This is a genomic window from Lentzea roselyniae (assembly GCF_039537795.1).
Lineage (GTDB): Bacteria > Actinomycetota > Actinomycetes > Mycobacteriales > Pseudonocardiaceae > Lentzea > Lentzea atacamensis.
On sequence record NZ_BAABBE010000044.1, the window covers coordinates 24,629 to 50,051 of the forward strand.

Sequence of the window (25,423 nt, forward strand, 5' to 3'; positions counted from 1 at the left end):
TTTTCGCAAGTGGACCAATGAATTGCACTGTGTCACCAGACTCTATTTGGCATGCGCTTTTAAAGGTGTCATGACCTGCGCAAATGGTCTCCATAAGATTGGTCTATGACGTTACCTGTGGAATAGCTTGACCCCTTAAATGACGGGTGTGTAAAAACGTTGTTAGGGGAGTGGGAGCGAGGCGGGGGAATCCGTTGATTGAAGACATGTATCCGTTGGCGCCTGTGCAGCAGGGCATGCTTTTCCACGTCCTGGAGGCGCAATCGGACAAAGGTGTCTACTGGGCGCAAGGGCTCTACGAATTCGACGGAGCGCTCGACCTCGGCGCCATGAGGCGCGCCTGGGAGCTGGTGGTCGCCCGCCACGCCGTGCTGCGCACCGGCTTCGTGTGGGAGGGCGTGCCCGAACCGCTCCAGGTCGTCATGGCCGACGTCCAGGTGCCCTTCGAGGTGCACGACTGGTCCGCCGTCACCGACCGGAAGGGCGCACTCGACGAGCTGCTCGGCCGCGACCGCGCCCAGGGCTTCGACCTCACCCGGCCGCCGCTCATGCGGGTGCACGTCATCAACGACGGGACCGATCACCACCGGATGGTGTGGTCCCTCTACTCCGGACTGTGCGACGGCTGGAGCGTGCCCGTCGTCCTGGAGGAGGTCGGCGCCACCTACGACGCCCTGTGCCGCGGCACGACGCCCGATCTCGAACCCGTGCGGCCGTACCGGGACTTCATCGCCTGGCTGGGCAAGCGCGACCGGGCGGAGGCCGAGTCGTTCTGGCGCAACTACCTCGCCGGGTTCGACGCACCGACGGCGTTGCCCGTCGACCGCTCTGTGCGCGACCACTGGGCTCAAGGGCGCCGCCGCGTCGAGCTGCCCCAGGACCTGACCACCGGGATCATGAACCTCGCGCGGCGCAGGCGCGTCACGCCGTCGACCGTGATCCAGGCCGCGTGGGCGCTGCTGCTGGCCGCCTACTCGGGTGACGACGAGGTCGTCTACGGCCTCACCGTGTCCGGCCGTCCCGCAGACCTGCCCGGCGTCGAGTCGATGGTGGGTGTGTTCATCAACACGCTGCCGGTGCGCGTGCGGGTGGCGTGGGAGCGCAGTTTCGCCGACTGGCTGGGGGAGCTGCAGGAGAACCAGGTCGCGGTGCAGCGCTACGAGTTCACCGCGCTCTCGGACATCAAGCGGTGGTCGGACCTGCCGCGGGGCAGCGGTGTCTTCGACAGCATCGTGGTGTTCGGCAACTACCCGCAGGCGCTTCTGTCCGAAGAGGACGAAGACAACGACGACGAGGACCGCTTCGGCGCCCTCGACTCCGTCGAACAGGTCAACTACCCGATCGCGTTCGCGATCGACCTGGAGGACACGCTCAAGATCGAGGCCGAGTTCTCCACCGGCGCGTTCGACGAAACCACCGTCGACCGGCTGCTCGACCAGCTGCAGGCCGTGCTGGCCAGTGCGGTGGCCAGGCCAGAGCAGCTCGTGCGCGAGGTGACGCCGGCGCCTGTGACCGGCTGGGGTGCGGGCGCCGCGTTCGACGAGCCCTTCGTCGGCCTGGCCGAGCGGTTCCGGTTGGCGGTCGACGACTTCGCCGACCAGGTGGCTGTCCGCGGTGGTGGTCAGGAGCTGACCTACGCCGAGCTGGGTGAGCGGGTGGCGCGGGTGGCGTCGGGCCTGCGTGCCGCCGGTGTCGGTGTGGAGACGCGGGTCGGGTTGTGGTTCGAGCGGTCGGTGGATCTGGTCGTCGCGATCCTGGGTGTGGTGCAGGCGGGCGGAACCTATGTGCCGCTCGACCCTGCGTTGCCGCACGGCCGGCTGCGTGATGTGCAGGCGGCTGCCGGCGTTGAGCTGGTGGTGTCGCGTGGTGACTACGCGCTGGAAGGTCCGCGCGTGGTCGACTTGGCGGATCTTGTTGCCGCGCCGCTGGATCTGGCCGGGGTCGATGCCGCGCCTGGCGATGCGGCTGCCGCGCCCGCAGCGTGGCCGGAATCGGTTGCCACGCCCCAACGTCTGGTCTACACGATGTTCACCTCGGGCTCGACCGGCGTGCCCAAGGGCGTGGAGGTCACTGAAGAAGGCGTCGTGCGCGTCGCGCTCGACCCGGCGGTGGCCGCCCGGCCCGGCGATGTCGTGGCACACATGGCCGCCGTGTCGTTCGACGCCTCCACCTGGGAGATCTGGACGGCCCTGCTCACCGGCGCCACCCTCGCCGTGGCACCCTCGAACCTGGCCGAGCGGCTGGACGTCGCCAAGCTCTACCGCGAGCACGGCGTCACGTTGTCGTTCATGACCACCGGTCTGTTCCACCAGCTGGCGGACACCGATCCCGCCGTTTTCGCCGGGCACCGCCTGGTGCTGGCCGGTGGCGAGGCGATGTCCCCCGTCCAGGCCAGGAAAGTGCTCGACGCCAACCCTTCCGTGGCGATCCACAACATGTACGGCCCGACTGAGACCACGGTGTACGCGTCGTCCCACGACATGCACACCGGCCGGCTCGGTCCGTCGTCGGTGCCGATCGGCACCGCGTTGCGGGGCTTGCGTTTCCACGTGCTGGACCGCTGGCTGCAGCCGACGCCGGTCGGTGTGCCGGGTGAGCTGTACATCGGCGGTACCGGCCTGGCGCGCGGTTACGCGGACCGTCCGGATCTTGCCGCGGAACGGTTCGTGCCCGACCCGTCCGTGCCCGGTGCCCGGATGTACCGCACCGGCGACCTGGTGCGGTGGGGTGCGGACGGCGCGGTCGACTTCGTCGGCCGGACCGACGACCAGGTCAAGATCCGCGGGTTCAGGGTCGAGCCCGGCGAGGTCGAGCACGTGCTCGTCGACCATCCGGAGGTCGCCAACGCCGCCGTGATCGTGCAGGACAAGCGCCTGATCGCCTACGTGGTGAGCACCGCTGAGCCGGCCGGCCTGCGCCGCTTCCTCGCCGAGCGACTGCCGGAGTTCCTGGTGCCGTCGGCGATCGTGCCGCTGCCCGAGTTGCCGTTGAACGCCAACGGAAAGCTCGACAAGCGCGCGCTGCCCGACCCCGGCGCCCCCGAGACCACGACCGCGTACGAGGCGCCGAGCACGGATGCCGAGCGCACGCTCGCCGCGGTGTGGTCGGAGGTGCTCGGCGTCGAACGGGTCGGCGTCCACGACAACTTCTTCGAGCTGGGCGGCGATTCGATCGTCAGTCTCCAGATCGTCGCGCGGGCCCGTGCCGCCGGACTGCAGCTGGGGATTCCGGAACTCTTCACGCACCAGACCGTCCGCGAGCTCGCCGCCCGCGTCACCACGGCCGCACCCGGCGAGATCGACCAGGGCACCGTCAGCGGCCCCGTGGCGTTCACGCCCATCCAGCGCTGGTTCCTCCGGGAGAACCTGCCGGAACGCGACCACTTCAACTGGTCCGGCATGTTCGAGCTGGCACCGGGAACCGACGCCGCCACCATGTGGGCCGCGCTCGGCACCGTCGTCGCTCACCACGACGCCCTGCGGCTGCGCCTGCACGGCGACACCCAGGAGAACGCACCCGCCGAGACCGCCGAGCTGGTGACCGTGCTCGACGCGGCCACCCTCGACGGTCACGCCCTGGACGAGGCCGTCACCGCGGCCATGACCACCGCGCAGACGTCGTTGAGCCTCGTGGACGGGCCGCTGCTGCGCGCCGTGTACGTCGACCGCGGTGATCGGCCCGCGTGGTTCGGCCTCACCGTGCACCACTACGTCGTGGACGCGGTCTCCTGGAACGTCCTGCTGGAGGACCTCGACACCGCGTACACCGCCGGTGCCCTCGGCCAGAAGACCACCTCGTACCAGGAGTGGGCCGCCGCGCTGGAGGCGTTCGACCCTCAGGACGAACTGCCATGGTGGCAGGAGGTCGTGCGGACGACCACGGCCGTGCCCACCGACCTCGACGGCCCCAACACCGAGGACTCGACCGAGTCCGTTCGCGTCGCCCTCGACGCGGAGCGCACCTCGGCGCTGCTCACCGTGGCGCACCGCGCCTACCGCACCCAGGGCCACGAGCTGCTCCTCGCCGCACTGCTGCAGGTCCTCGGGCGGTGGACCGGCACCAGCGCCGCCGCCATCGACCTGGAGAGCCACGGCCGCGAGCCGATCGCCGACGGCATCGACCTCAGCCGCACCGTCGGCTGGTTCACCGCCATCCACCCCGTCGGCCTCCACCACGCCGACCTCGGCGACATCGCCGGTGTCGTCAAGGCGGTCAAGGAACAGCTGCGGGCAGTGCCGCGCCGCGGTGTCGGCTACACGGTGCTGCGCGAGCGGGACGAGCAGCTCCGGTCCGCCCCGGCTCGCCCGGTCGTCTTCAACTACCTCGGTGGTGTCGACGCCGCCGAGGACGACGCCGTCGGCCTGTTCACCCGCGAGCTCTCCGAGGAACTGTGCGGCCCGGCCGAGGGCGACGGCGGGTTGCGCTCGCACGTGCTCGGCGTCGAGGTGGCCCAGGCCGCCGACGGAACTCTTTCCGTGGAGTGGCAGTACAGCACCAACCTCCACCGGCGGGAGACGATCTCACGGCTCGCCGAGGCTTACGTGCAGGCATTGGCCGACCTGGTCGACCACTGCCGGTCGGGCGCGCACGGCATCACGCCGTCCGACGTTCCGCTGGCGTCACTCGACCAGTCCTCTTTGGACGCTCTGGTCGCCCGCACGCCCGGACTGGCCGACGTCTACCCGTTGTCACCGCTGCAGCAAGGAATGCTCTTCCACGCCGTCGAGTCACCGGACAGCGGCGTCTACTGGACGCAGGACGTGCGCGAGCTGACCGGTGAGCTCGACGTCGACGCCATGCGTGCGGCCTGGCAGCTCGTGGTCGACCGGCACCCCGCGTTGCGCACCGCGTTCGTGTGGGAGGGCGTGCGCGAGCCGTTCCAGGTCGTCGTGGCCGATGTTGAAGTCCCGTTCGAGGTGCACGACTGGTCTGCCGTCGCCGATCCCGATGCCGCCGTCGAGGAACTGCTCGCCGAGGACCGCGCCCGCGGCTGCGACCTCGCCACCGCGCCGCTGCTGCGGGTCCACGTCGCTCGCGGACGCGACCGGCACTGGATCCTGCTGGCGTTCCACCACCTCTACGCCGACGGCTGGAGCATCCCGCTGCTGTGGGACGAGGTCACCGCCGCCTACCGGGGTGAGCCGCTACCGCCGGTGCGGCCCTACCGGGACTTCATCGCGTGGCTCTGTCAGCGTGACCGCGCCGAGGCCGAGGCGTTCTGGCGGGAGTACCTCGCCGGCTTCGACTCGCCGACGCCGCTGCCGGTGGACCGCGTGGTGCGTGAGCACTGGGCGCAGGACCGGCGCGAGCTGGCGCTGCCCCGCGACGTGACGGCGGCACTCGTCTCACTGGCCCGTGACCAGCGCGTCACCCTGTCGACGGTCGTGCAGGCGGCGTGGGCCGTGCTGTTGTCGGCCTACTCGGGCGAGGACGACGTCGTGTTCGGCCTGACCGTGTCCGGGCGCCCGGCTGAGCTGCCCGGCGTGGAGTCGATCGTCGGCCTGTTCATCAACACGCTGCCGGTGCGGGTCCGGGTGGCGTGGGAGCGGCCGTTCGCCGACTGGCTGGGTGAGCTGCAGGAGAACCAGGTCGCGGTGCAGCGGCACGAGCACACGCCGCTCGCCGACATCCAGCGCGTCGCCACGGGTGGCCTGTTCGACAGCATGCTCGTGTTCGGCAACTACCCGCAGGGCGCGATGCCGGAGGAGGGCGAGGAGGACCCCGAGGAGCTGTTCGCCTCGATCGACTCGGTCGAGCAGATGCACTACCCGATGATCCTCGCCGTCGACCTCGAGGCGACGCTGAAGGTCGAGGCCAACTTCTCCACCGGGGCCTTCGATCCGGCGACCGTCGAGCGGCTTCTCGGCCAGCTCGCCGACGTGCTCACCGCCGCGGCGCGCCGGCCCTTGGCGGTCGTGCGCGAGGTGACGCCCGCGCCGGTGACCGGGTGGGGCGTGGGTCCCGCGTTCGACGAGCCGTTCGTCGGCTTGGCGGAGCGGTTCCGCTCGGCCGTCGCCGAGTTCGCCGATGACGTGGCCGTTCGCGGCGGCGAGGTCGAGCTGACCTATGCCGAGCTGGGTGAGCGGGTGGCGCGCGTGGCGTCGGGTCTGCGTGCCGCTGGTGTGCGGGATGAGACGCGGGTCGGGCTGTGGTTCGAGCGGTCGGTCGACCTGGTGGTCGCGATCTTGGGTGTGGTGCAGGCGGGTGGCACGTATGTGCCGCTGGATCCCGCGTTGCCGCACGGTCGGTTGCGTGATGTGCAGGCGGCTGCCGGGGTTGAGCTGGTGGTTTCGCGCGGCGACTACGCGTTGGAGGGTCCGCGGGTCGTTGATCTCGGGGAGCTGTCGACCGCGTCCGCCGAATGGCCGGAACTCGTTGCTGTGCCTGAACGTCTGGTCTACACGATGTTCACGTCGGGCTCGACGGGTGTGCCGAAGGGTGTGGAGGTCACCGAGGAAGGTGTCCTGCGGGTCGTGCTCGACCCGGCGGTGACCGCCCGCCCCGGCGATGTCGTGGCACACATGGCCGCGGTGTCGTTCGACGCCTCCACCTGGGAGATCTGGACGGCGTTGCTGAGCGGGGCGACACTCGCCGTGGCGTCCGCGAACCTGGCCGAGCGGCTGGACGTCGCCACGTTCTACGCGTCGCACGGCGTCACGTTGTCGTTCATGACCACCGGTCTGTTGCACCAGCTGGCGGACACCGATCCGGAGGTCTTTTCGGGACACCGCAAGGTGCTCGCAGGCGGTGAGGGCATGTCGCCCGCCCAGGCGCGCAAGGTGCTCGACGCCAACCCGGCCGTGGCCATCTACAACATGTACGGGCCGACCGAGTCCACTGTGTACGCGTCGTTCCACGACATGCACACGGGGCGGCTCGGCCCGGCCACCGTGCCGATCGGTGGTGCACTGCGCGGTCTGCGGTTCTCCGTGCTGGACCGGTGGTTGCGACCCACTCCTGCCGGCGTGCCGGGTGAGCTGTACATCGGTGGCGCCGGCTTGGCGCGTGGCTATGCGGGTCGTGCGGACCTGGCCGCTGAGCGGTTTGTTCCTGACCCGTCCGTGCCTGGTGCCCGGATGTACCGCACTGGCGACCTGGTGCGGTGGGGTGCGGATGGCGCGGTGGATTTCGTCGGCCGGACCGATGACCAGGTGAAGATCCGCGGGTTCCGGGTGGAGCCCGGCGAGGTCGAGCACGTGCTCGTCGGTCACCCCGATGTCGCCAACGCTGCCGTGGTCGTTCGTGAGCTGCAGCAAGGAAAGCGGCTCGTCGCCTACGTCGTGGGCACCGCTGAACCCGCCGATCTCCGCGGCTTCCTCGCCGAGCGGCTGCCCGAGTTCCTGGTGCCGTCGGCGATCGTGCCGCTCGACGAGCTGCCGTTGAACTCCAACGGAAAACTCGACAAGCGCGCGCTGCCGCTGCCCGACGCGCCGGACTCCACGAGCCACGAGCCACCGTCCACCGACGTCGAACGCACCCTCGCCGCGGTGTGGTCGGAGGTGCTGGGCGTCGAACGCGTCGGCGTGCACGACAACTACTTCGAGCTGGGCGGCGATTCGATCGTGAGCCTCCAGATCGTCGCCAGGGCACGGGAAGCGGGCCTGGAGCTGAAGATCGCCGACCTCTTCACGCACCAGACGATCCAGCAGCTCGCCGTCCACACGGGCGTCGCTTCCGGTTCGGTGGTCAGCGCGGAGCCGTTGGCCGACCTGGAACCTCTCCGTGCACGCGTGCCGGGCCTGGTCGACGCGTACCCGTTGTCGCCCATGCAGCAGGGCATGCTGTTCCACGTCCTGGAGGCGCCCGCCGACACCGCGGTGTACTGGGCGCAGGACGTGCGCGAGCTGCGCGGCCCGCTGGACGTGGCCGCCCTGCGGGAAGCCTGGCGCGTCGTCGTGAGCCGCCATCCCGCGTTGCGCAGCGCCTTCGTGTGGGAGGGCGTCGACTCGCCCGTGCAGGTCGTCCTCGGCGAGGTCGACGTGCCGTTCGAGGTGCTCGACTGGACTTCCGCCGCGGACCCCGACGCCGCGCTGGACGAGCTGCTCGACGCCGACCAGCGACGCGGTTTCGACGTCACCACCGCGCCGTTGCTGCGGGTGTACGTGGCCGACCGGGGCGACCGCCAGTGGGTCGTGTTCACGTTCCACCACCTCTACCTCGACGGCTGGAGCATCCCGCTCGTCTGGGACGAGGTGATCGCGGCCTACCGGGGTCAGTCCCTGCCGGCGGTGCGCCCCTACCGCGACTACATCGCCTGGCTCCAGCAACAGCCCGCCGCCGACGACTTCTGGCGCGAGTACCTCGACGGCTTCACCTCGCCGACGGCACTGCCCGTCGACCGCACCGCCCGGCTGCACTGGGAACAGGGCAGGCGGCACCGCGAGCTGCCGGAGAACGTCGCCCTCGCCCTGGAAGACCTGGCCCGGCGTGAACGCGTCACGATCAGCGCCGTCGTGCAGGCCGCGTGGGCGCTGCTGCTGGCGTCGCACAGCGGTGAGGACGACGTCGTCTTCGGCCTCACCGTGTCGGGACGTCCCGCTTCCCTCGCCGGCGTGGAGTCCATCGTCGGCCTGTTCATCAACACGCTGCCGGTGCGGATCAGGGTGCCCGGCGACCTCACCCCGTTCGACCGGTGGCTGCGGACCGTCCAGGACGGCCAGGTCGCCGTGCAGCGGTTCGAGCACTCGCCGCTCGTCGACATCCAGCGGGTGGCCGGCGTGCCGAGGCTGTTCGAGAGCATCGTCGCGGTCCAGAACCTGCCCGGCGGCTTCGACGACGGCGACGACGCCGACGAGTTCGACTCGCCCGCGTTGCTGGAACAGGGCCGCTACCCGCTGAAGCTCGTCGTGGACGTCGACGGCCAGCTGGCCCTGCTGTGCGAGTACTCGACCGGCGCGTTCGACGACGCCACCGTCGAGGCGCTGCTGGACCAGCTCGAGCGCATCCTCACCACGGCCGCCGGCACACCCGGCACACCCGTCCGGGAGATCGCCCTGCTCGACGTCGACCGGCGCGCCGAGGTGCTCGGATGGGGCTCGTCCACGCCTCGGTCGCTACCGGCGACGCACTTGGCCGCGTTGTTCGGACGTCAGGTTGTGGCGCACCCGGACCGTGTCGCGCTGCGTGGCGGTGTTGAGCTCACCTATGCGCAGCTCGACCGCCGGGCGTCAGGGGTGGCGCGGTGGCTGCGTGACGAGGGTGTCGGTGAGGGCACGCGGGTTGGGCTTTACCTGGACCGCAGCGCCGAGCTGATCATCGCGATGCTCGGGGTGATCGGGGCGGGCGGCTCGTACGTCCCCCTGGACCCGGCCCAGGGCACCGCGCGGATCACCCAGATGATCGAGACGGCGGATGTCGGGCTCGTGGTCACCGCGGGCGAGCGGACCCTCGACGGCCTCGGCGCGCGCGTCCTCGAACTGCCCAGCACCGAGGCAGAAGGCCCCCTCCCGGTGACCGGCGAGCCGGGCAGCGAGCTGTACGTGCTCTTCACGTCAGGCTCGACCGGCGAGCCCAAGGGCGTGTCGCTCACCCACGAAGGCGTCGCCAGGGTGTGCACCGACCCCGCCTTCAGCGTCGAACCGGGCGACGTCGTGTCGCACCTCGCGGGCATCGGCTTCGACACCGGCGCCTTCGAGATCTGGCTGGCGCTGCTCAACGGCGCCACCCTCGTGGTCGGCCCCGCGGACGTGGCCGAGCGGATGGACGTCGGCAAGTTCCTGCGCCAGAACGACATCACCGCCTCGCTGCTCACCACCGGCCTGTTCCACCAGCTGGTCGAGACCTCGCCCGACGTGCTCGACGGCCTGCGCCTGCTCGTCGTGGGTGGTGACGCGCTGCAGGCCCAGCACGCCCGCACCGCCCGCGAGCGCCGGCCGGATCTGCGCATCGTGAACGCTTACGGGCCCACCGAAACCACGATGACGTGCACCGTTCACACCCTCGAAGGAACCGTCGACGCGCAGGTGCCGATCGGCAGGCCGTTCGCGGGCATGAGGGCCTACGTGCTCGACACGTGGCTGCAGGTGCTGCCTCCTGGTGTGGCGGGCGAGCTGTTCGTCGGCGGACCCGGGGTGGCTCGCGGCTACGTCGGCCGTGCGGACCTCACCGCGGAACGGTTCGTCCCCGACCGGACCAGGTCCGGCGAACGCCTGTACCGCACCGGCGACCGTGCCCGCTGGCGCGCGGACGGCACGCTGGAGTTCCTCGGCAGGGCCGACGACCAGGTCAAGATCCGGGGCTTCCGGGTCGAACCCGGCGAGGTCGAGGCACTGCTGACCGCTCACGAGGACGTGCGAGCAGCCGCGGTCGTGGCCACGACCGCGGTGACCGGAAAGCGCCTCGTGGCGTACGTGGTCACCGACAGGGACACCGGCGAGCTGCGTGCGTTCCTGCGGGAGCGGTTGCCCGACTACCTGGTGCCCTCGGCGTTCGTGGTCCTCGACGCCCTGCCCCTGACGGCCAACGGCAAACTCGACCGCCGCGCCCTGCCCGAACCAGCCGCACCGGAGACGGACGCGTACGTCGCTCCGCGCACCGACGCGGAACGGGCACTGGCCGCGATCTGGGCGACGTTGCTGGGCGCCGAACGCGTTGGCGTGCACGACAACTTCTTCGACCTCGGCGGCGACTCCATCGCGAGCCTGCAGGTCGTGGCCCGTGCCCGTGCCGCGGGTCTCGGCCTCGCGGTGGCCGACCTGTTCACCCACCAGACGGTCGCGGAGCTGGCCGCCGTGACCACCACGCCGATGCTGCTGGAAGAGGGACCGGTCACCGGACCGGTGCCGCTGACCCCCATCCAGCGGTGGTTCACCAAAGCCTCCATCGACGACCGGAACCACTGGAACTGGTCGGGACTCTTCGAACTGGCACCGGACGTCGACGCCGGAAAGCTCGCCGCCGCGCTCAACACCCTGGTGACCCACCACGACGCGCTGCGCACCCGCCTGCACCACGGGCCAGACGGCTGGCACCAGCACGTCGTCGCCCCTGGCGAGGCGGTCGCGTTCACGGTCGTCCAGGGCGACGTCCAGCAGCACATGTCCGCGCTGCAACGCTCGCTGGACCTCGCCGGCGGCCCGCTCGTGGCGGCCGTCCTGTTCGACCGCGGCGAAGAACCAGCGTGGCTCGGCCTGGTCGTGCACCACCTGGTCGTCGACGGCGTGTCGTGGAACATCCTGCTGGAGGACCTCGACGCGGCGTACCACGGCGAACCCCTCCCGCCGAAGACGACGTCGTTCCGGCAGTGGGCCGAGTCCGTCGTGGCCTTCGCGGGCAGCGACGAGGTCCGCGCCGAGCTGCCGTACTGGACAACGCGTGCGGAGACCGCCTTCACGCTCCCGGTCGACGCCACCGGCGCCAACACCGAGGACTCCGCCGCCGTCGTCGAGGTCGCCGTCGACGCCGCAGGGCTGCCGAACACCCGGGTTCTCGACGTGATCCTGGCCGCGCTGCTGCAGACGCTGGGGGAGTGGGCGGGCACCGACACCGTCGTCATCGACCTCGAACACCACGGCCGGGAAATCCTGGCGCCCGGCACCGACCTGTCCCGCACGGTCGGCTGGTTCACCTCGGTCTACCCCGTGGTCCTCCAGCACGACGACTTGGCAGACCACGCCGGAGTCGTCGAGGCCGTCGGGGAAAGCCGGCAATCCGTGCCACGCCACGGAGTCGGTTACGGCGCACTGCGTCACCTGACCGCCGACGACCCGGACGTGCGCCGCCTGCGCGCCGCACCCGATCGCCAGATCAACGTCAACTTCACGGGCGGGCTCGACTCCGCGAACGACGACGAGCCAGGCCTCATCGTCGACGAGCTACCAGGTGACCTGTGCGGTGCGAGCACCAGCGGGGGACAGCGGCCGTACGCGCTGCACCTGGAGATCGAACGCACCGGCGAGGGCGAGCTCCTCGTCGAGTGGCACCACAGCACCAACCTCCACCGGACCGAGACCGTGCGGCGGATCGCCACCCGCTTCCGGCAGGCCGCAGAGGGCTTGATCGAACACCTGAACAGGAATTGAGGGAGGCATTCTTGTCCACGCACAAGCGCATCTACGACCTGTCGCCTGCAGAGGCGGCCGAGGTCGAGAACCTGACACTGCGCATCGCCAAGGAGTACTCGAGCCCGGAGGACGAGCAGCTGCTGCGCGACCTGCCGCTGCTCGCCACCGAGTTACCCCTGGGCCAGCGTCGTTTCCTGCGCGACTTCGCGCTGGAGGACGAGCTCGGCTACTGCGTGGTCCGCGGTCACACCATCGACCACGAGCGCATCGGCCCCACGCCGCAGCACTGGCGTGGCCGGCCGATACCGACCCCGGAGTTCCCCGAGGAGATCCTCCTGCTGCTGCACGGATCTCTGCTCGGCGAGCCGTTCGGCTGGAAGACCCAGCAGGACGCCCGGCTGGTGCACGACATCTTCCCCATCAAGGGTTTCGAGACCGAGCAGATGGGGATCGGCAGCACCGACACGCTCACGCTGCACACCGAGGACGCGTTCCACCCGTGGCGTGCCGACTACCTGCTGCTGGAGTGCCTGCGCAACCCCGACGAGGTCGCGACGATCGTCTCCGAACCCGATCTGCGGTCGCTCGACCCCGAGCACCTCGAGATCCTGCACGAGGCGAACTTCCTGATCCGGCCGGACGACTCGCACCTGGCGAAGCACAACGTCACCAAGGGCGTCGACGCCGAGTTCTCCGAGATCGCCGAGATGAAGGCGGACGACAACCGCGTGGCCGTGCTCTACGGGTCACGCGAGCACCCGTACATCCGGATCGACCCGTATTTCATGGAGACGCCCAAGGACCCGGCCGCGCGCAGGGCCCTGGAGGCGGTCAGCGACCTCCTCGAATCGTCCTGTTTGGACGTCGCCCTGGAACCGGGCGACATCCTCGTCATCAACAACCACCGCCTCGCGCACGGCCGGCAGGCGTTCCAGGCGCGCTACGACGGCACCGACCGCTGGCTCAAGCGCGTCAGCATCACGACCGACCTGCGCAAGTCCCACGAGCGGCGCGCCTCGGCGACCGCACGCCTCATCTGACGGATACGGAACCCATGCCGAACCCGCTCCACAGCCTCCCGCTCACCGCCAAGGGCATCCTCGCCGTCCTCCGAGTCCTGCCACGGGTCAGCCGGCCGCGCACGGCGCTCTTGGCGGGCGGGGTGGTGGTGGGCGCTGTTCTGCCCATCGGGATCGCGGTCCTCACCGGCCTGCTCATCGGTGCCATTCCCGGCGCGGCGCGCGACGGTGCGGACTCGCCCGCCGCCGACCGGGTGGGCACCCTGCTGGTCGCCGTCGCGATCGCGATCTTCGTCGAGCGCCTGACGTCCCCGCTGCTGCGGGCGGCGGTGTCCACGCTCGGCCGCGACGTCGACCGGTACCTGCAGGAGGTCGTGCTGGGCGCGCTGGCCCGGCCGAGGGGCATCGCCCATCTCGAAGACCCGGACGTGATCGACGAGGTCCGCATCGTGCGCGGCCTCGGTATGAGCGCCTATCGGCCCGGCCAGACCGTGGAGGCGCTGCCAGAGGTGCTCACGTCGTGGCTGCGGGCCGTCGGCTCGGCGGCCGTGCTCACCTGGTTCCACTGGTGGCTCGGCCTGCTGTGGCTGGTGGTCTGGCCGATCATCGTCTACCGGATGCAGCGCGACTACCTGCGGGTCGGCGAGGAGGGCTTCGGGCAGAGCGCCCAGCTCCGCCAGGCCGAGTACGTCCGGGACCTGGCGCTGGATCCACCGCCGGCCAAGGAGATCCGGCTCTGGGGCGTCCTCGACTGGCTCATCACCCGCTTCGACACGTTGTGGCAGGCCGGAATCGGACCGATCCGCCGGGCCCGCCGCCCGCGGCCCGGCATGGTGCTCGGCTCGGCGTCCGCGATCCTGGCCATCAACGTCCTGTCGTACGCACTGCTGGCTTATGCCGCGGTGCAGGGCGACCTGACGCTCGCCGCTCTCGCCGTGTTCGTCGAGGCACTGGCCAACGCCAACGACTACGCCGTCGGCGACGAGCACCTGTACCTGTCGCACGCCGCCGTCACGGTGCCGAAGGTGCTCTCCCTGGAGAAGCGCCTGGCCGACAGCTCGCCGCCGGAGTCCGGCCTCCCTGTCGACGAGGGTGTTCCCGCGCAGGAGATCCGCTACGAAGGCGTGTCGTTCCGCTATCCCGGTACCGAGCGGGACGTCCTCACGGGCCTGGATCTCGTCATCCCCGCCGGGCAGTCGCTGGCGATCGTCGGTGACAACGGCGCGGGAAAGACCTCGCTGGTGAAGCTGCTCGCCGGTTTCTACGAACCCACCGCGGGCAAGATCACCGTCGGCGGCGCCGACCTCGCCGCGCTCGATCCCGAGGCGTGGCGAAGGCGGGTGGCGGTGCTGTTCCAGGACTTCACCCGCTACCACCTGCCGGTGCGCGACAACATCGGCCTCGGCGCGCCCGAGCACGCCGGCGACGAGGACATGCTGCGCCGCGCAGCCGAACGGGCCGGCATCGGTGACCTGATCGAGTCGTTGCCGAACGGCTGGGACACCGTGCTGTCGCAGGCCTACACCGATGGCGTCGACCTCTCCGGCGGGCAGTGGCAGCGGGTCGCACTGGCCCGCGCGATGTTCGCCGTCGAGGCGGGCGCCAAGGTCCTCGTGCTCGACGAGCCCGCGGCGGCACTCGACGTGCGGGCGGAAGCCGAGTTGTACGAACGGTTCCTGGAGCTCACCGAAGGGCTCACCACGATCCTCATCTCGCACCGCTTCTCCACGGTGCGGCGCGCCGACCGGATCGTGGTCGTGTCGGACGGCCGCGTGATCGAGGCCGGTGACCACGACGAGCTGATCGCCCGCGACGGCCGCTACGCCCACCTGTTCCGCCTGCAGGCGGAACGCTTCCAGCCCGCGGGGGGACTCGATGCGTGACACCTGGCGGGCCTTCGTCACCACCATCAGCTTCGGGTTCCGCGCGGCGCGCTGGTACGCGTTCTTCCAGATCGCCACCGAGATCGCGCTCGCGCTCACCGGACCCCTGATCGCCTACGGCGCCGGCGTTCTCGTCGACGCCGCCGGTGCGGGCGATCTGCGCACCGCGCTCACGGCCGGGCTCGGCATCGCCGCCGCCACCGGGCTGCTCATCGTCGCCCTGTACTACAACGCCCACTGCGTGTTCGCGGTGCTCGAACGCACCCAGGCGTTGTCGGACCGGACGCTGATGAAACTGCTCGGCGGGATCGACAGCCTCGCCCCGCACGAGAACCCCGAGTACCTCGACCAGATCCAACTGCTGCGCGAGGAACGCGAGAGCCTCGCCGAGATGACCAACGCCACGGCCGGTCTGGTCAGCGCGCTCGTCGGCTTCGGCACCACCGCGGTGCTGCTCGCCGGCGTCCATCCCGCGCTGATCTCACTGGCACTGCTGGCGTTCATCTCGCTGTGGATCACCAGCAGGGCCAACGACCTCGCCGTCGACGCCCAGGAGGACACCGGCGAGACCGAACGGCTGCGCCGCCACCTGTTCGACATCGGCACGACCGCCGGTGCGGGCAAGGAGCTGCGCGTCTTCGGGCTCACCCGCGAGCTGATCCGCCGTCACCACAAGGTTTCCGACGAGGTGCTGGACACCCGCAACCGCGCGGCATGGCGTGGCGCGGGGCTCAAGGGCATCGACGGGGCGATCAACGCGGCCGGCTTCTTCGGCGCCATCGCACTGGTCGTGTGGCTCGCCGTCCAGGGCAGGGCCACGCCCGGCGACGTCGTCATGGTCGTCGGCCTGACCATCGAGATGGCCGCGGTCGTCGCCACGTCGGTCGGCTACAGCGGCGACTTCCTGTGGTGCCTCAAGCAAGCCCGCCGCTTCGTCTGGCTCGAGCGCTTCGCCGCCAACGCCGGCAAGCGCCCGGACGAACCTGCCACCCCGCCCGCGTCGCTGAGCCGCGGCATCGACCTCGTCGACGTCACCTACCGCTATCCGGGCAGTGAGCGCACTGTCCTCGACGGGGTCTCCATGCACCTGCCCGCCGGGTCCGTGGTGGCGCTCGTGGGGGAGAACGGCGCAGGCAAGTCCACCCTCGTGAAGCTGCTGTGCGACTTCTACGAGCCGGACGGCGGCGAGATCCTGGTCGACGGCGTGGGCCTGCGCCGCATCCCCACCCGCGACTGGCGGACCCGGCTCACCGGTGCGTTCCAGGACTTCGTGGAGCTGCAGCTGGCGGCCCGCGAGGCCGTCGGCGTGGCCGACACCACCAAGATCGACGACGACGCCGCCCTGCACGGGGCGCTGGAGCGGGCCGGCGCCACCACCGTCGTCACCGGCCTGCCCCGCGGCCTCGACACCGGGCTGGGCCGCGCGTGGGACGGCGGCGTCGAGCTCTCCGGTGGCCAGTGGCAGAAGCTGGCACTCGCCCGCGGCCTGCTGCGCACCGACCCGCTGCTCGCGGTGTTCGACGAGCCCACGGCCGCGCTCGACCCGCAGACCGAGCACGCGTTGTTCGAGCGTTTCGCCAACGCCGCCAAGGCAGGGCGGTCCAGGGGAACGGTGACTCTTCTCGTGTCGCACCGGTTCTCCACCGTGCGCATGGCCGACCTGATCGTCGTCCTCGACGGCGGACGCATCCGCGAGATGGGCAGCCACGAGCACCTCATGGCCCACCCCGACCTCTACGCCGAGCTGTACGAGCTGCAGTCCTCGTCCTACCGATGAAAGGTGCCTTCCCCATGAAGTTCGAACCAGCGCCCCTCGAGGACTGGATGCGTCTGTACTACTTCGCTGTCGACGACGACATAGGCAGCAGCGGCGTCGAGGACTACTCGCTCGCCGAACTGCGGGCCATGCTCGGCATCGGCACCGACGAGCTGGACGCCGTGGTGTTCCGCGACAGCACGTCGTTCGGCGGAGAGGAGGTGCGCACCGCCATCGCCGAACAGTGGGGGACCGGCGACCCGGACCGGGTCATGGTCACGCACGGCGGCAGCGAGGCGATCTACCTCGTGCTCAGCACGCTGCTCGACCCCACCGACGCCGTCGTCGTCACCGAGCCGACCTACCACACGCACACGTCGATCGCCCGCACCATGGGCTGCGAGCTGCGCGTGTGGCCGTTGCGGCCGGAGAACGGCTTCCGTCCCGACCTCGCCGACCTGCGCGCGGTCATCGACGGCGTCAAGGCCGTCGTCGTGAACTTCCCGCACAACCCGACCGGCGCGTCGCTCACCCCGGCCCAGCGCGACGAACTGGTCGCGATGTGCGCGGAAGCCGGCGCGTATCTGGTGTGGGACCAGGCTTTCCGGGAGATGGTCGTCGAGGACGAGCCGCTGGCCGATCCCGTGCACGACTACGAGAAGGCCATCTCCATCGGCACCCTGTCCAAGGGCTACGGCCTGCCGGGGCTGCGGGTCGGCTGGGCCATCGCGCCGCACGACGTCCTGCGCGGCACCCTCGACCTGCGCGACCGCATGACGCTGCACCTCTCGCCCCTGGTCGAGCTGCTCGCCACCCGCGTCGCCAGAAACGCCGACCTCCTGGTCGGCCCGCGCATGGACCAGGCCCGCCGCAACCTGGGCCTGCTGCGCCAGTGGGCCGCCGACCACCCGGATCTGGTGCACCTGCCGGAGCCGATGGGCGGCGTCACCACGTTCCCGCAACTGCTCGGCCACACCGACACCACCGGCTTCTGCCACGACCTGGCGCGCGAGCACCGCACGCTCCTCGTCCCGGGGTCGTGCTTCGGTGACCCGACGCGCGTCCGGCTGGGCTACGGCGGTCCCACCTCCTCGTTCACCCGAGGCCTCGAAACGCTCGCACTCATGGGGGAGAAAGCCCATGTTCAGAATTGAACTGTCCACATCAGACATCGCAGAGGCAGGGGCACTGGTCGCCTCGCTGGCCGAGCGGTACCGCTCGGTCGAGGACCCGGCCTTCGTGCGCGAGGCCACCGTCATCGCCCACGAGCTGCCCCGCGCCCTGCGCACGGGTCTGACCGAGTTCCGCCTCACCGAGCCGCACCCGCTGTGCGTCGTCGGCGGCTACCCGATCGACGACGACCGCATCGGACCCACCCCGGCGCACTGGAAGGACTGCGGCGGCGAGGGCAGGCCCACGCTGCCGGAAGACCTGTTCTTCTACCTGTGCGCGTCGCTGCTGGGCGATCCCATCGCCTGGTCCACCCAGCAGGACGGCCGGCTGCTGCACGACGTGTTCCCCATCAAGGAACACCAGTACGAGCAGCTCGGCTCCGGCAGCGAGGAACTGCTCACCTGGCACATCGAGGACGCCTTCCACCCGATGCGCACCGACTACGTCGGCCTGATGTGCCTGCGCAACCCCGACGGCGTCAACACCACCTACGGCTCGCTCGAAGGCATCGACCTCCCGGCCGACACGGTCGAGGTGCTGCGCCAGGAGCGCTTCCCGATCAGGCCGGACCGCTCCCACCTCGCGACCAACCGCCAGAACGACGACGGCGACGAGCAACTGCGCCGCCTGCGCGACCGCAGCTACGAGTGGATCTCCCGGCTGGACGTCGACCCCGATCCCATCGCCGTCCTCTTCGGCCCGCAGGAGGACCCGTACCTGCGCCTGGACCCGTACTTCATGGAGGTCCCCGCGTCGGACCCGGAAGCCGCCGCCGCGCTGGACACGATCGTCAAGGCGATCGACGCCAACATCGCGGGCTACGCCCTGAAGCCCGGTGAGGTCCTGTTCCTGGACAACTACCGCGGCACGCACGGCCGCGAGCCCTTCACCGCCCGCTTCGACGGCACCGACCGCTGGCTCACCCGCCTGAACATCGCCCGCGACCTCCGCAAGTCCCGCGCCCACCGCCGCAGTGCGGACGCCCGCACCATCTACTGACAGGAGTCTCCGATGCGCACCAGCCCGTTCGACGACGAGGACGGCCGCTTCTACGTGGTGGTCAACGACGAGGGCCAGCACGCCCTGTGGCCGGCGACGCTGGCCACCGTGCCCGACGGCTGGACCGTGGTCCACGGCGAAGACACCCGCCAGGCTTGCCTCGACTACGTGAACCAGCACTGGACCGACATGCGGCCGCGCAGCGTCCGCGAGCAGCTCGACCGCCAGGCGGCGGGGCGCTGACGACGCGGCATCCCGTGTTGTCCCGACGATCGCGAGGCCACTGTCGTCCACAGTGGCTTCGTCCTCTGCCGGGCCAAGACCGGACACAAAGGACATGAATTCCGAAGCATCACGGATGTCCCTGGTAAAAGAACTCAAGCGCTTCTGATGCGCACCTGACTATCTAAATTGGACCGCATGTCCAACACCAAGGACGAATTTTCCCGGCAGGGCGCGACATCCCGGCGCACCCTGCTGCAGGGACTTGCACTGGGCGGTCTGTCCGTGGCCGCCGTCTCCTGCGGCGTCGCCGCGGGTGGGCAGACGAGCGCGCCGGCCGTGCCCGTACCGGTGCCGGGGCCGTCGACTCGGACGGGGCGTTGCAGCGGCTTCCGGCGGGCAACGACAGGCTGCTCGCCAACAAGACGCTGCACGCCCAGAGCCTCGAGAGCATCCGTCAGCACGCGGAAAGCCAGGCGCCCTACGCCCAGGTGTTCGGGTGCGCGGACTCGCGGGTGCCGGTCGAGGCCATCTTCGACGTGGACTTCGGCGACGTCTTCGTCACGCGCACGGCCGGAAACGTCCTGTCGGAGCCCACGATCGGCACGATCGAATACGGGGTCGCGGCACTCAAGACGCCGCTGATCGTGGTGCTCGGCCACCAGAACTGCGGTGCGGTGAAAGCGGCCGTGGACGCCATGAAGGACCCGAGCAAGACCCCGGCGGGCGCACTCGGGGCCCTCGTGTCCGCACTCGTGCCGGCGGCGCGGGAGGCGGAGGACCGTGGTGCCGACATCTACTCGGCGGCCCTGGAAGCGCACATCCGCAAGACCGTCGAGACGTTGCAGACCAGCCCGGTCGTCAGTTCCGCCGTCGCCGCCGGCACTCTGCGCGTCGTCGGTGCCTCCTACGACCTGGCCACCGCCAAGGTCACGCTCTATCGGTGAGAACTCTCGTCAGCGTTGCCGGACCCAGCCGCCGTCGTTCTCGTCGTCGGTGCCGAGCAGCACGTCGCCGTCGCGCAGGAGCGCCACCGCCTCGATCTTGCGGCCGTCGAACGTGCCGAGCAGGTGCGGCCGGCGGGCCAGGTCGACACCGACGGTGTCCTTGCGCGGTGCCAGCCTGCCGATCTCGCGCAGTGACGACGAGAACGGGCCGTTGTCGCCGGGGTCGACCGCGGAGGACACGAGCAGGGAGCCGTCCGGTGCGATCGCGATGTCCGAGGCGTGCCGGACGGTCTCCTCGTGTGCGCCGGTGTCGTACTCGACGGTGGTGACCGGCCCGAACCTGTGGTCCTGCAACGAGAAGTACGCCGAGTAGAGGGTGGTCGGCCGGAGGCCCGCACCGCGGTCGGCCCACACCGCGGCGAGCCGGGAACCGACGGCCTTCAGCGCGAAGCTCTCCATGTTGTCCTGCGGGTCGTGCGGAGGCAGGTCGAACGCGGCGACGACGGTGACGACGTCGGCCCGCACCCGCACGTGGAAGGCACGGCCGCCGCTGGTCACCGCGACGTACTCGCCGGGACGGTTCGGCACGCGGGTGACCGCTTCGAGGTCCACCGGGGTCTCGCCCTGCCAGGTCATCGGCCGGACCGCGGTGACGCGCCCGTCGTCGAGGACGATCCTGCGGACGCGTTCCTGTCCCGGCTTCTTGTTGTCGATGACCGAGAGCGCCTCGACGTGGTCGCCGCGGCTGGTGAGCACGGCGAGGCCGCTCACGCCCTCGGTGATGCCGGTGCCGACCCGTTGCCACTGGTCGGTGTGTGCGTAGGCGGGCGACGGTGCGAGAGCCGCTGCGACGGCGAGCAGGGTCGAGGCCAGCAGAGATCGAGACGACATGTGCTCAACGTGGCACAGGACCCCAGGCGGGCCAACGCGATGAGCAGTGGTTTGCCTGAACGGTCAGACCTGCGGCTAGGAGCAGGAAACACCGACCGGGGGCGCGGCAACCGGTTCCGGCCGCTGCCGTTCAGCGCGCACCGAGGCGATGCCGGCGAGGATCAGCAGGCCGCCGACGAGCTGCCACGGGCTGAGTCGCTGACCCAGCAGGAGCCAGGCGAACAGGGAGGCGGAGACGACCTCCAGCAAGGCGATGAACGACGCGAGACGCGACCCGAGGATCCCGGACGCGGTGATGCCGGACGCGTAGGCCAGCGCAGTGCCGATGACCGCGACGACGAGCAGCGGCACCCACCAGGCCGTGGTGGTGCCGAGCAGCGGGAGGTCGTCGAACGTGGCGGTGAACGGGAGCAGGCCCGTCGCGCCGACGAGCGCGAGGACGGGTGCGGCCAGCAGCAGGCCCGTGCCGGCGAGCGCGACCGGAGGAAGGCCCTCGTTGGGGCGCGCGGCGAGCACGAAGTACACGGAGCACCCGATGGCGGCGCCGAAAGCGAAGGCCAGGCCGATCGGGTCGACGGCCTGGATCGCGCCGGGCCCGATCACGAGCACGAGGCCTCCGACCGCGAGCGCGGAGCCGAACAGGACGACGGGCGCGGGCGTGCGTCGGGTGACCGCCCAGGTGAACCCGACCAGGATGATGGGCGCGAGGAACTCGACGAGCAGCGCGGTCGCCACCGGGATGCGCTGGATGGCGGCGAAATAGAAGACCTGGGTGATCGCCACGCCGACCAGCCCCATGCCGAGCACCGGCCATCTGGCCCGCAGCAGCAGATCCCACTTGCCGCGCAGGGACACCACGACGAACGGGAGGAGCACGAGCCCGGCCGTCAGCGCACGGGCCGTGACGGCGGCGGTCGGCGACCAGCCGGCGTCGAGGAGCGGTTTGACGAACGCCCCGGAGGTGCCGAAGGAGATGAACGAGATCGCTGCCGCGATCAGGCCGGTGGACTTCGACCCAATCCCCATCCTTGCCTCCCGGTCCGGAGCCATGTCATGGCCTAACCTGATTGACACCCCTGACGGTAGGCCGGTCCAGGTAAGGAGTCAATTTGCGTTTTGCCCCTGACACGGAGGAGTCGCTCGCCTTCGTCGTGGTCCTGTGCAACACCGATCCGTCGGCGTCGCGCAGCGGCGAGGACGAGCTGGCCACGGTCGATCAGCTGAAAGCTCTGTTGGACCACTACCCGTTCACGGGCCGCATCGACCACGACGAGGCCGAACTGCGTGACGTCCACCGCACGCGCGCGCTGCTCAGGCATGTGTGGACCCTCGATCGCGACGATGCCGTCGAAGCCGTCAACAAGATGCTCCGCGACGCGAAAGCACTCCCGTACCTCGTGCGGCACGACGACCTCGACTGGCACATGCACGCCACCGAACCCGACTCCCCGCTCGCCGAACGGATCCGGGTGGAGGCCGCGCTCGCCCTCATCGACGTGATCCGGATGAACGAGATGGACCGCCTGCGGATCTGCGCGGCCGACGACTGCGAGGGCCTCCTGCTGGACCTGTCCCGCAACGGTCTCAAGCGGTTCTGCAGCGTGCGGTGCGGCAACCGGATGAACATGATCGCGTTCCGGGAACGGCGCGCGGAAACGTAATCTCCGGTAACGCACCTGAACCTGGCTGCGACACAGGGCATGACCGTCACCACGGCTGGACCTGGAGTGCTTGCATGACTGCTGACACCGGTCGCCGAGCGTGGCTCGCGGCCGGCGTCGTGTTCTTCTCCGGCTTCGGAGCGCTCCAGATCGCGTCACTGGCGGGGCTGGGCGACGACTCGCTGCCCGGCTTGCACACGTTTCGCTCCGCCACCGTCGGCGACGGGATCCTGCTGCCGTTGCTCGCCTTCTGCCTGGTCCGGTCGTCACCGCAGATCCGGACGTGGCGGCGCGCTGAGCGATGGGCCGTGGCGACTGCCGGTGTGCTTGGTCTGCTGGGCGGCGCGGCCACGCAGATCTCCTGGCTCGCGAACCCGGATCCACGGCTCAACTGGACACTCCCCGCTCCCGGTACCTTCAACGCGGCCGGCTGGTACCACGCCGCGTTTCTGACGGGCGCCTGCGGCTTTTTCGCCGCTGCCACAACGGCTGCGATCGTGACGCTCCGGCGCCGCGCCCATCTCGTTCGATCACCTCGCGTCGTCGCGGTGCTGGGCCTGACGTTCACCTTCGTGGCGTTGCTCGCCGAGGACAACGCCGGCCGTGGCTCGGCACTGGCCGCCGTCACCGTCGCCGTGGGCACGCTCGCGGTCACGGCGGTGGCGGTACTGGTGTGGGCGACCGGCGTGGGTTCGTGGCGCTGGTGTGTCGCCGCGACCGTGGTGGCCGCTGTTCCGGCTGTGTCGTTGTCGTTGCTGTTTCTGCCTGGCAGCTCGAACAGCGGGGTAGCGGTGATGTGCGCGGTGTGCGCCGCACTGGGTGGGGCTTTCGTGGCCAGCGTCCACGACGTGAGGACCGCCGAAGCGAGGACCGTCGTCGTGGCGTGTGCCGCGGTGACCGCGGCCGGTCCTGTCGCGGCGGTCTCGGCATCGCCCTCGGTGACGATTCCGGCGCTGGCCTCGGGTTGTCTGCTGGCGCTGGCGGTCGTCACGGTGGAAGTGAGACTGCTCGGCGCGATGTGGAGGCGGCGGGAGGTGCCGCTGTGGAGGGTGCTCTGGGCCTCTGTGGCCGCGGCACCGATCACGCTGCTCGGCCTCGCCTCGAGGTACTTCGCGCAGGAACCCAGGCTGGTGAACCCTTACGCCGCTGTTGCGGGCGTCGTCGCCGCTCTGTTGTTCCTGGCCGTGTCCGCGCTCGCGGTGCGGATGACCTTCGACGAGGTTGTTGCGGCAGAGGAGAAGAACGTGCCGCAGGGCGAGCTGGGGGCGCTCAAGTGGAGGGCTTACCTGGCGATCATCGCTATGTACACCGGTGCGTTGATCAGCTGTGCGGCCTCTTTGGTCGGAACCTCCACCCCGGACAAGTGGATCGCCGGATCGCACGCCGGCCTCACCTCGCTCGCGGTACCAGCCCTCCTGCTGGCGGCGGGTCTCGTCGTGATGCTGCTGGTGCCGGCCGCTCGAGTGGTGGCTCCGGTGAGCTGCCTCGCCTGGACCGTTGTCATGGCTCTCGCTCTTGCCGATGGTTATGGAGACACGAAGCAGCTCGTGCTGTCGGCCGTCATCGCGGTCGTGGCAGCACTGTTCGTGTGGGAAGGCCTGGTCAGCAACGTCGGCTACCTGCACAACACCCCGGTTGACCTCCGCCTGGTCGCGGTGGCCGCCTGTGCCGCGCTGGCGGTCGGGTCGACGGTCGCCTGGATGACCGGTCCGGCGCTGTGGTCGGCGTCGGAGGTCGTGTCACTGCCTGTTTCGTTCGCGGGACTCGCACTTGGTGTCGCAGCCTGCATCAGCCTGCCGTGGTGCGCGGCTCGGACGTTGCCGGGCGCGAGACCCGCGCGTAGCTACACGCTCGCAGGTCCGCTCGGGGGAACGCTGCAGGACTGCTTCATCGCGATCCTGCTGTGCATCAGCGTCGCCTGGGCGCCGAACATGTACATGGCGCACCTGGCCGACGCAGCGTCGTGGTGGAGCACGGTCCTGCCGTTTCTCGCGCTCCTGTCGGCGGCCTACGTGTACGTCATGAAGAACAACATCGGGCACGTCCAACGGGAACGGCGCCGAGTCGCCGGCCTTGCGGGAGACGCGCCCGTGCCCGCGGACCAGCAACGGGCCCTGAAGGGGCTCGCCACACATGTCCGCAGGCAGAACGTGCTCGCTCTCGTGGCGTTGGTCCCGCTCGGCTTCTTCCTGCTGTTCAACGAGATCACAGGGTTCGACCGGAACGGGTTGAAGCAGATCCTCGCGGTCGGGGCCGATCAGCCTCACTCGTAGTTCGCCCAGGCCCAGAGCGGCGTGTGGTCGGACCGGAGGGCGTAGGTCGCATCGCCGTAATAGCCGGTGAAGTCGTAGCGAGAAAGAAAGATGTAGTCGATTTTACCGGTGGGCTTCCAGTCGTTGGCACGGTAGCCGCACGGCCAGTGGATGCATCCGCCGGTGTACTCGTTGTAGCCGGAACCAACGCCGCCGCCGGTGCGAGAAAATCCGTTGGTGTCCGCCTCGTTGAAGATTCCGCTGCCACCGGAGTGCTCTGGACTGTACATCGGGTTCAGCTTGCTGTCCGTGGGTTCGACGTTGAAGTCGCCTCCGATCAGCACGTGATTGCCCGACCACATCTCCCGGCCGCGAGCGGCGACAAAAGCGATCTGCTGAGCCTGTACGTCACTGACGTGATCTCAACGAGTTTCAGGTGAGTCGGCCGTGTTCGAAATGGGTGAGTACGAGTGCGGCTTTGACGATGTGGCCGATCTTGCGTGGGCTGGTGGTGAAGTGCCGCAGGGCGCGCCAACGCCCGGTCAGCAGGGCGAAGCCGCGTTCGCCGAGGCAGCGCAGGCCGCGGAGCAGGGCGTTGTAGGTGCGGGTGTCCGGATC

At 70.1% G+C, this 25,423-nt stretch carries 14 protein-coding genes; 10 read left to right on the forward strand and 4 right to left on the reverse strand.

The window, feature by feature from the left end:
* Positions 1–206: 206 nt before the first annotated feature.
* The 8 genes from ABFX45_RS41770 to ABFX45_RS41805 all read left to right on the forward strand — a co-directional run bounded on the left by ABFX45_RS41770 (position 207) and on the right by ABFX45_RS41805 (position 20,001).
* Positions 207–12,020 carry an amino acid adenylation domain-containing protein gene (locus tag ABFX45_RS41770; protein WP_346136485.1) on the forward strand — a complete coding sequence of 3,938 codons (11,814 nt, stop codon included), beginning with the start codon at positions 207–209 and terminating at the stop codon, positions 12,018–12,020.
* A gap of 11 nt (positions 12,021–12,031) precedes the next feature.
* Entirely contained in the window at positions 12,032–13,042 is a 1,011-nt protein-coding gene (gntD, locus tag ABFX45_RS41775) for a guanitoxin biosynthesis L-enduracididine beta-hydroxylase GntD (protein WP_109641438.1), read from the forward strand.
* A 14-nt stretch (positions 13,043–13,056) separates the two neighbouring features.
* The gene (locus tag ABFX45_RS41780; RefSeq protein WP_346136487.1) at positions 13,057–14,904 is read left to right on the forward strand and encodes an ABC transporter ATP-binding protein; all 1,848 of its coding nucleotides are present in this window, start codon (positions 13,057–13,059) and stop codon (positions 14,902–14,904) included.
* The gene (locus ABFX45_RS41785; RefSeq protein WP_346136489.1) at positions 14,897–16,681 is read left to right on the forward strand and encodes an ABC transporter ATP-binding protein; all 1,785 of its coding nucleotides are present in this window, start codon (positions 14,897–14,899) and stop codon (positions 16,679–16,681) included. The genes ABFX45_RS41780 and ABFX45_RS41785 overlap by 8 nt, the downstream gene beginning before the upstream one ends.
* Positions 16,682–16,695: 14 nt before the next feature.
* Positions 16,696–17,814, forward strand: coding sequence for a capreomycidine synthase (gene vioD / locus ABFX45_RS41790; RefSeq protein WP_211337714.1), 1,119 nt, complete (start codon positions 16,696–16,698; stop codon positions 17,812–17,814).
* The gene (gene gntD, locus ABFX45_RS41795) at positions 17,801–18,832 is read left to right on the forward strand and encodes a guanitoxin biosynthesis L-enduracididine beta-hydroxylase GntD (protein WP_346136490.1); all 1,032 of its coding nucleotides are present in this window, start codon (positions 17,801–17,803) and stop codon (positions 18,830–18,832) included. Before vioD ends, gntD (ABFX45_RS41795) begins: the two co-directional genes overlap by 14 nt.
* Positions 18,833–18,844: 12 nt before the next feature.
* The gene (locus ABFX45_RS41800) at positions 18,845–19,075 is read left to right on the forward strand and encodes an MbtH family protein (RefSeq protein WP_109641442.1); all 231 of its coding nucleotides are present in this window, start codon (positions 18,845–18,847) and stop codon (positions 19,073–19,075) included.
* Positions 19,076–19,434: 359 nt separating this feature from the next.
* Positions 19,435–20,001 carry a carbonic anhydrase gene (locus ABFX45_RS41805; protein ID WP_346136492.1) on the forward strand — a complete coding sequence of 189 codons (567 nt, stop codon included), beginning with the start codon at positions 19,435–19,437 and terminating at the stop codon, positions 19,999–20,001.
* Between the two features lie 9 nt (positions 20,002–20,010).
* Here the strand turns inward: ABFX45_RS41805 and ABFX45_RS41810 are convergent, their stop codons facing one another.
* Together ABFX45_RS41810 and ABFX45_RS41815 are read right to left on the reverse strand one after the other, a co-directional pair.
* On the reverse strand, positions 20,011–20,892 hold the full coding sequence (locus tag ABFX45_RS41810; protein ID WP_346136494.1) for a hypothetical protein: 882 nt from the start codon (positions 20,890–20,892) through the stop codon (positions 20,011–20,013).
* A gap of 75 nt (positions 20,893–20,967) precedes the next feature.
* Complete coding sequence (locus ABFX45_RS41815) at positions 20,968–21,918, reverse strand: EamA family transporter (protein WP_346136496.1); 951 nt, start codon at positions 21,916–21,918, stop codon at positions 20,968–20,970.
* An 83-nt stretch (positions 21,919–22,001) separates the two neighbouring features.
* On the opposite strand from ABFX45_RS41815, the gene ABFX45_RS41820 reads away from it, so the two are divergent.
* Together ABFX45_RS41820 and ABFX45_RS41825 are read left to right on the forward strand one after the other, a co-directional pair.
* The gene (locus ABFX45_RS41820) at positions 22,002–22,553 is read left to right on the forward strand and encodes a CGNR zinc finger domain-containing protein (RefSeq protein WP_109641446.1); all 552 of its coding nucleotides are present in this window, start codon (positions 22,002–22,004) and stop codon (positions 22,551–22,553) included.
* A 74-nt stretch (positions 22,554–22,627) separates the two neighbouring features.
* The gene (locus ABFX45_RS41825; protein WP_346136498.1) at positions 22,628–24,826 is read left to right on the forward strand and encodes a hypothetical protein; all 2,199 of its coding nucleotides are present in this window, start codon (positions 22,628–22,630) and stop codon (positions 24,824–24,826) included.
* On the opposite strand, the gene ABFX45_RS41830 is transcribed toward ABFX45_RS41825, so the two are convergent.
* Both ABFX45_RS41830 and ABFX45_RS41835 read right to left on the reverse strand, forming a co-directional pair.
* Positions 24,817–25,197: an endonuclease/exonuclease/phosphatase family protein gene (locus tag ABFX45_RS41830; RefSeq protein ID WP_346136503.1), complete on the reverse strand. Its 381-nt coding sequence runs from the start codon at positions 25,195–25,197 to the stop codon at positions 24,817–24,819. The genes ABFX45_RS41825 and ABFX45_RS41830 overlap by 10 nt on opposite strands.
* Positions 25,198–25,237: 40 nt before the next feature.
* Positions 25,238–25,423: transposase family protein (locus tag ABFX45_RS41835; protein WP_346136499.1), on the reverse strand; the 186-nt coding region annotated here is incomplete at its 5' end.

Bases quoted from the DNA above. Each gene is read 5' to 3' on its own strand.
- ABFX45_RS41770 (WP_346136485.1), top strand. From the start codon at position 207: ATGTATCCGTTGGCGCCTGTGCAGCAGGGCATGCTTTTCCACGTCCTG.
- ABFX45_RS41780 (WP_346136487.1), top strand. From the start codon at position 13,057: ATGCCGAACCCGCTCCACAGCCTCCCGCTCACCGCCAAGGGCATCCTC.
- ABFX45_RS41785 (WP_346136489.1), top strand. From the start codon at position 14,897: ATGCGTGACACCTGGCGGGCCTTCGTCACCACCATCAGCTTCGGGTTC.
- vioD (WP_211337714.1), top strand. From the start codon at position 16,696: ATGAAGTTCGAACCAGCGCCCCTCGAGGACTGGATGCGTCTGTACTAC.
- gntD (WP_346136490.1), top strand. From the start codon at position 17,801: ATGTTCAGAATTGAACTGTCCACATCAGACATCGCAGAGGCAGGGGCA.
- ABFX45_RS41800 (WP_109641442.1), top strand. From the start codon at position 18,845: ATGCGCACCAGCCCGTTCGACGACGAGGACGGCCGCTTCTACGTGGTG.
- ABFX45_RS41810 (WP_346136494.1), bottom strand. From the start codon at position 20,892: ATGTCGTCTCGATCTCTGCTGGCCTCGACCCTGCTCGCCGTCGCAGCG.
- ABFX45_RS41815 (WP_346136496.1), bottom strand. From the start codon at position 21,918: ATGGGGATTGGGTCGAAGTCCACCGGCCTGATCGCGGCAGCGATCTCG.
- ABFX45_RS41825 (WP_346136498.1), top strand. From the start codon at position 22,628: ATGACTGCTGACACCGGTCGCCGAGCGTGGCTCGCGGCCGGCGTCGTG.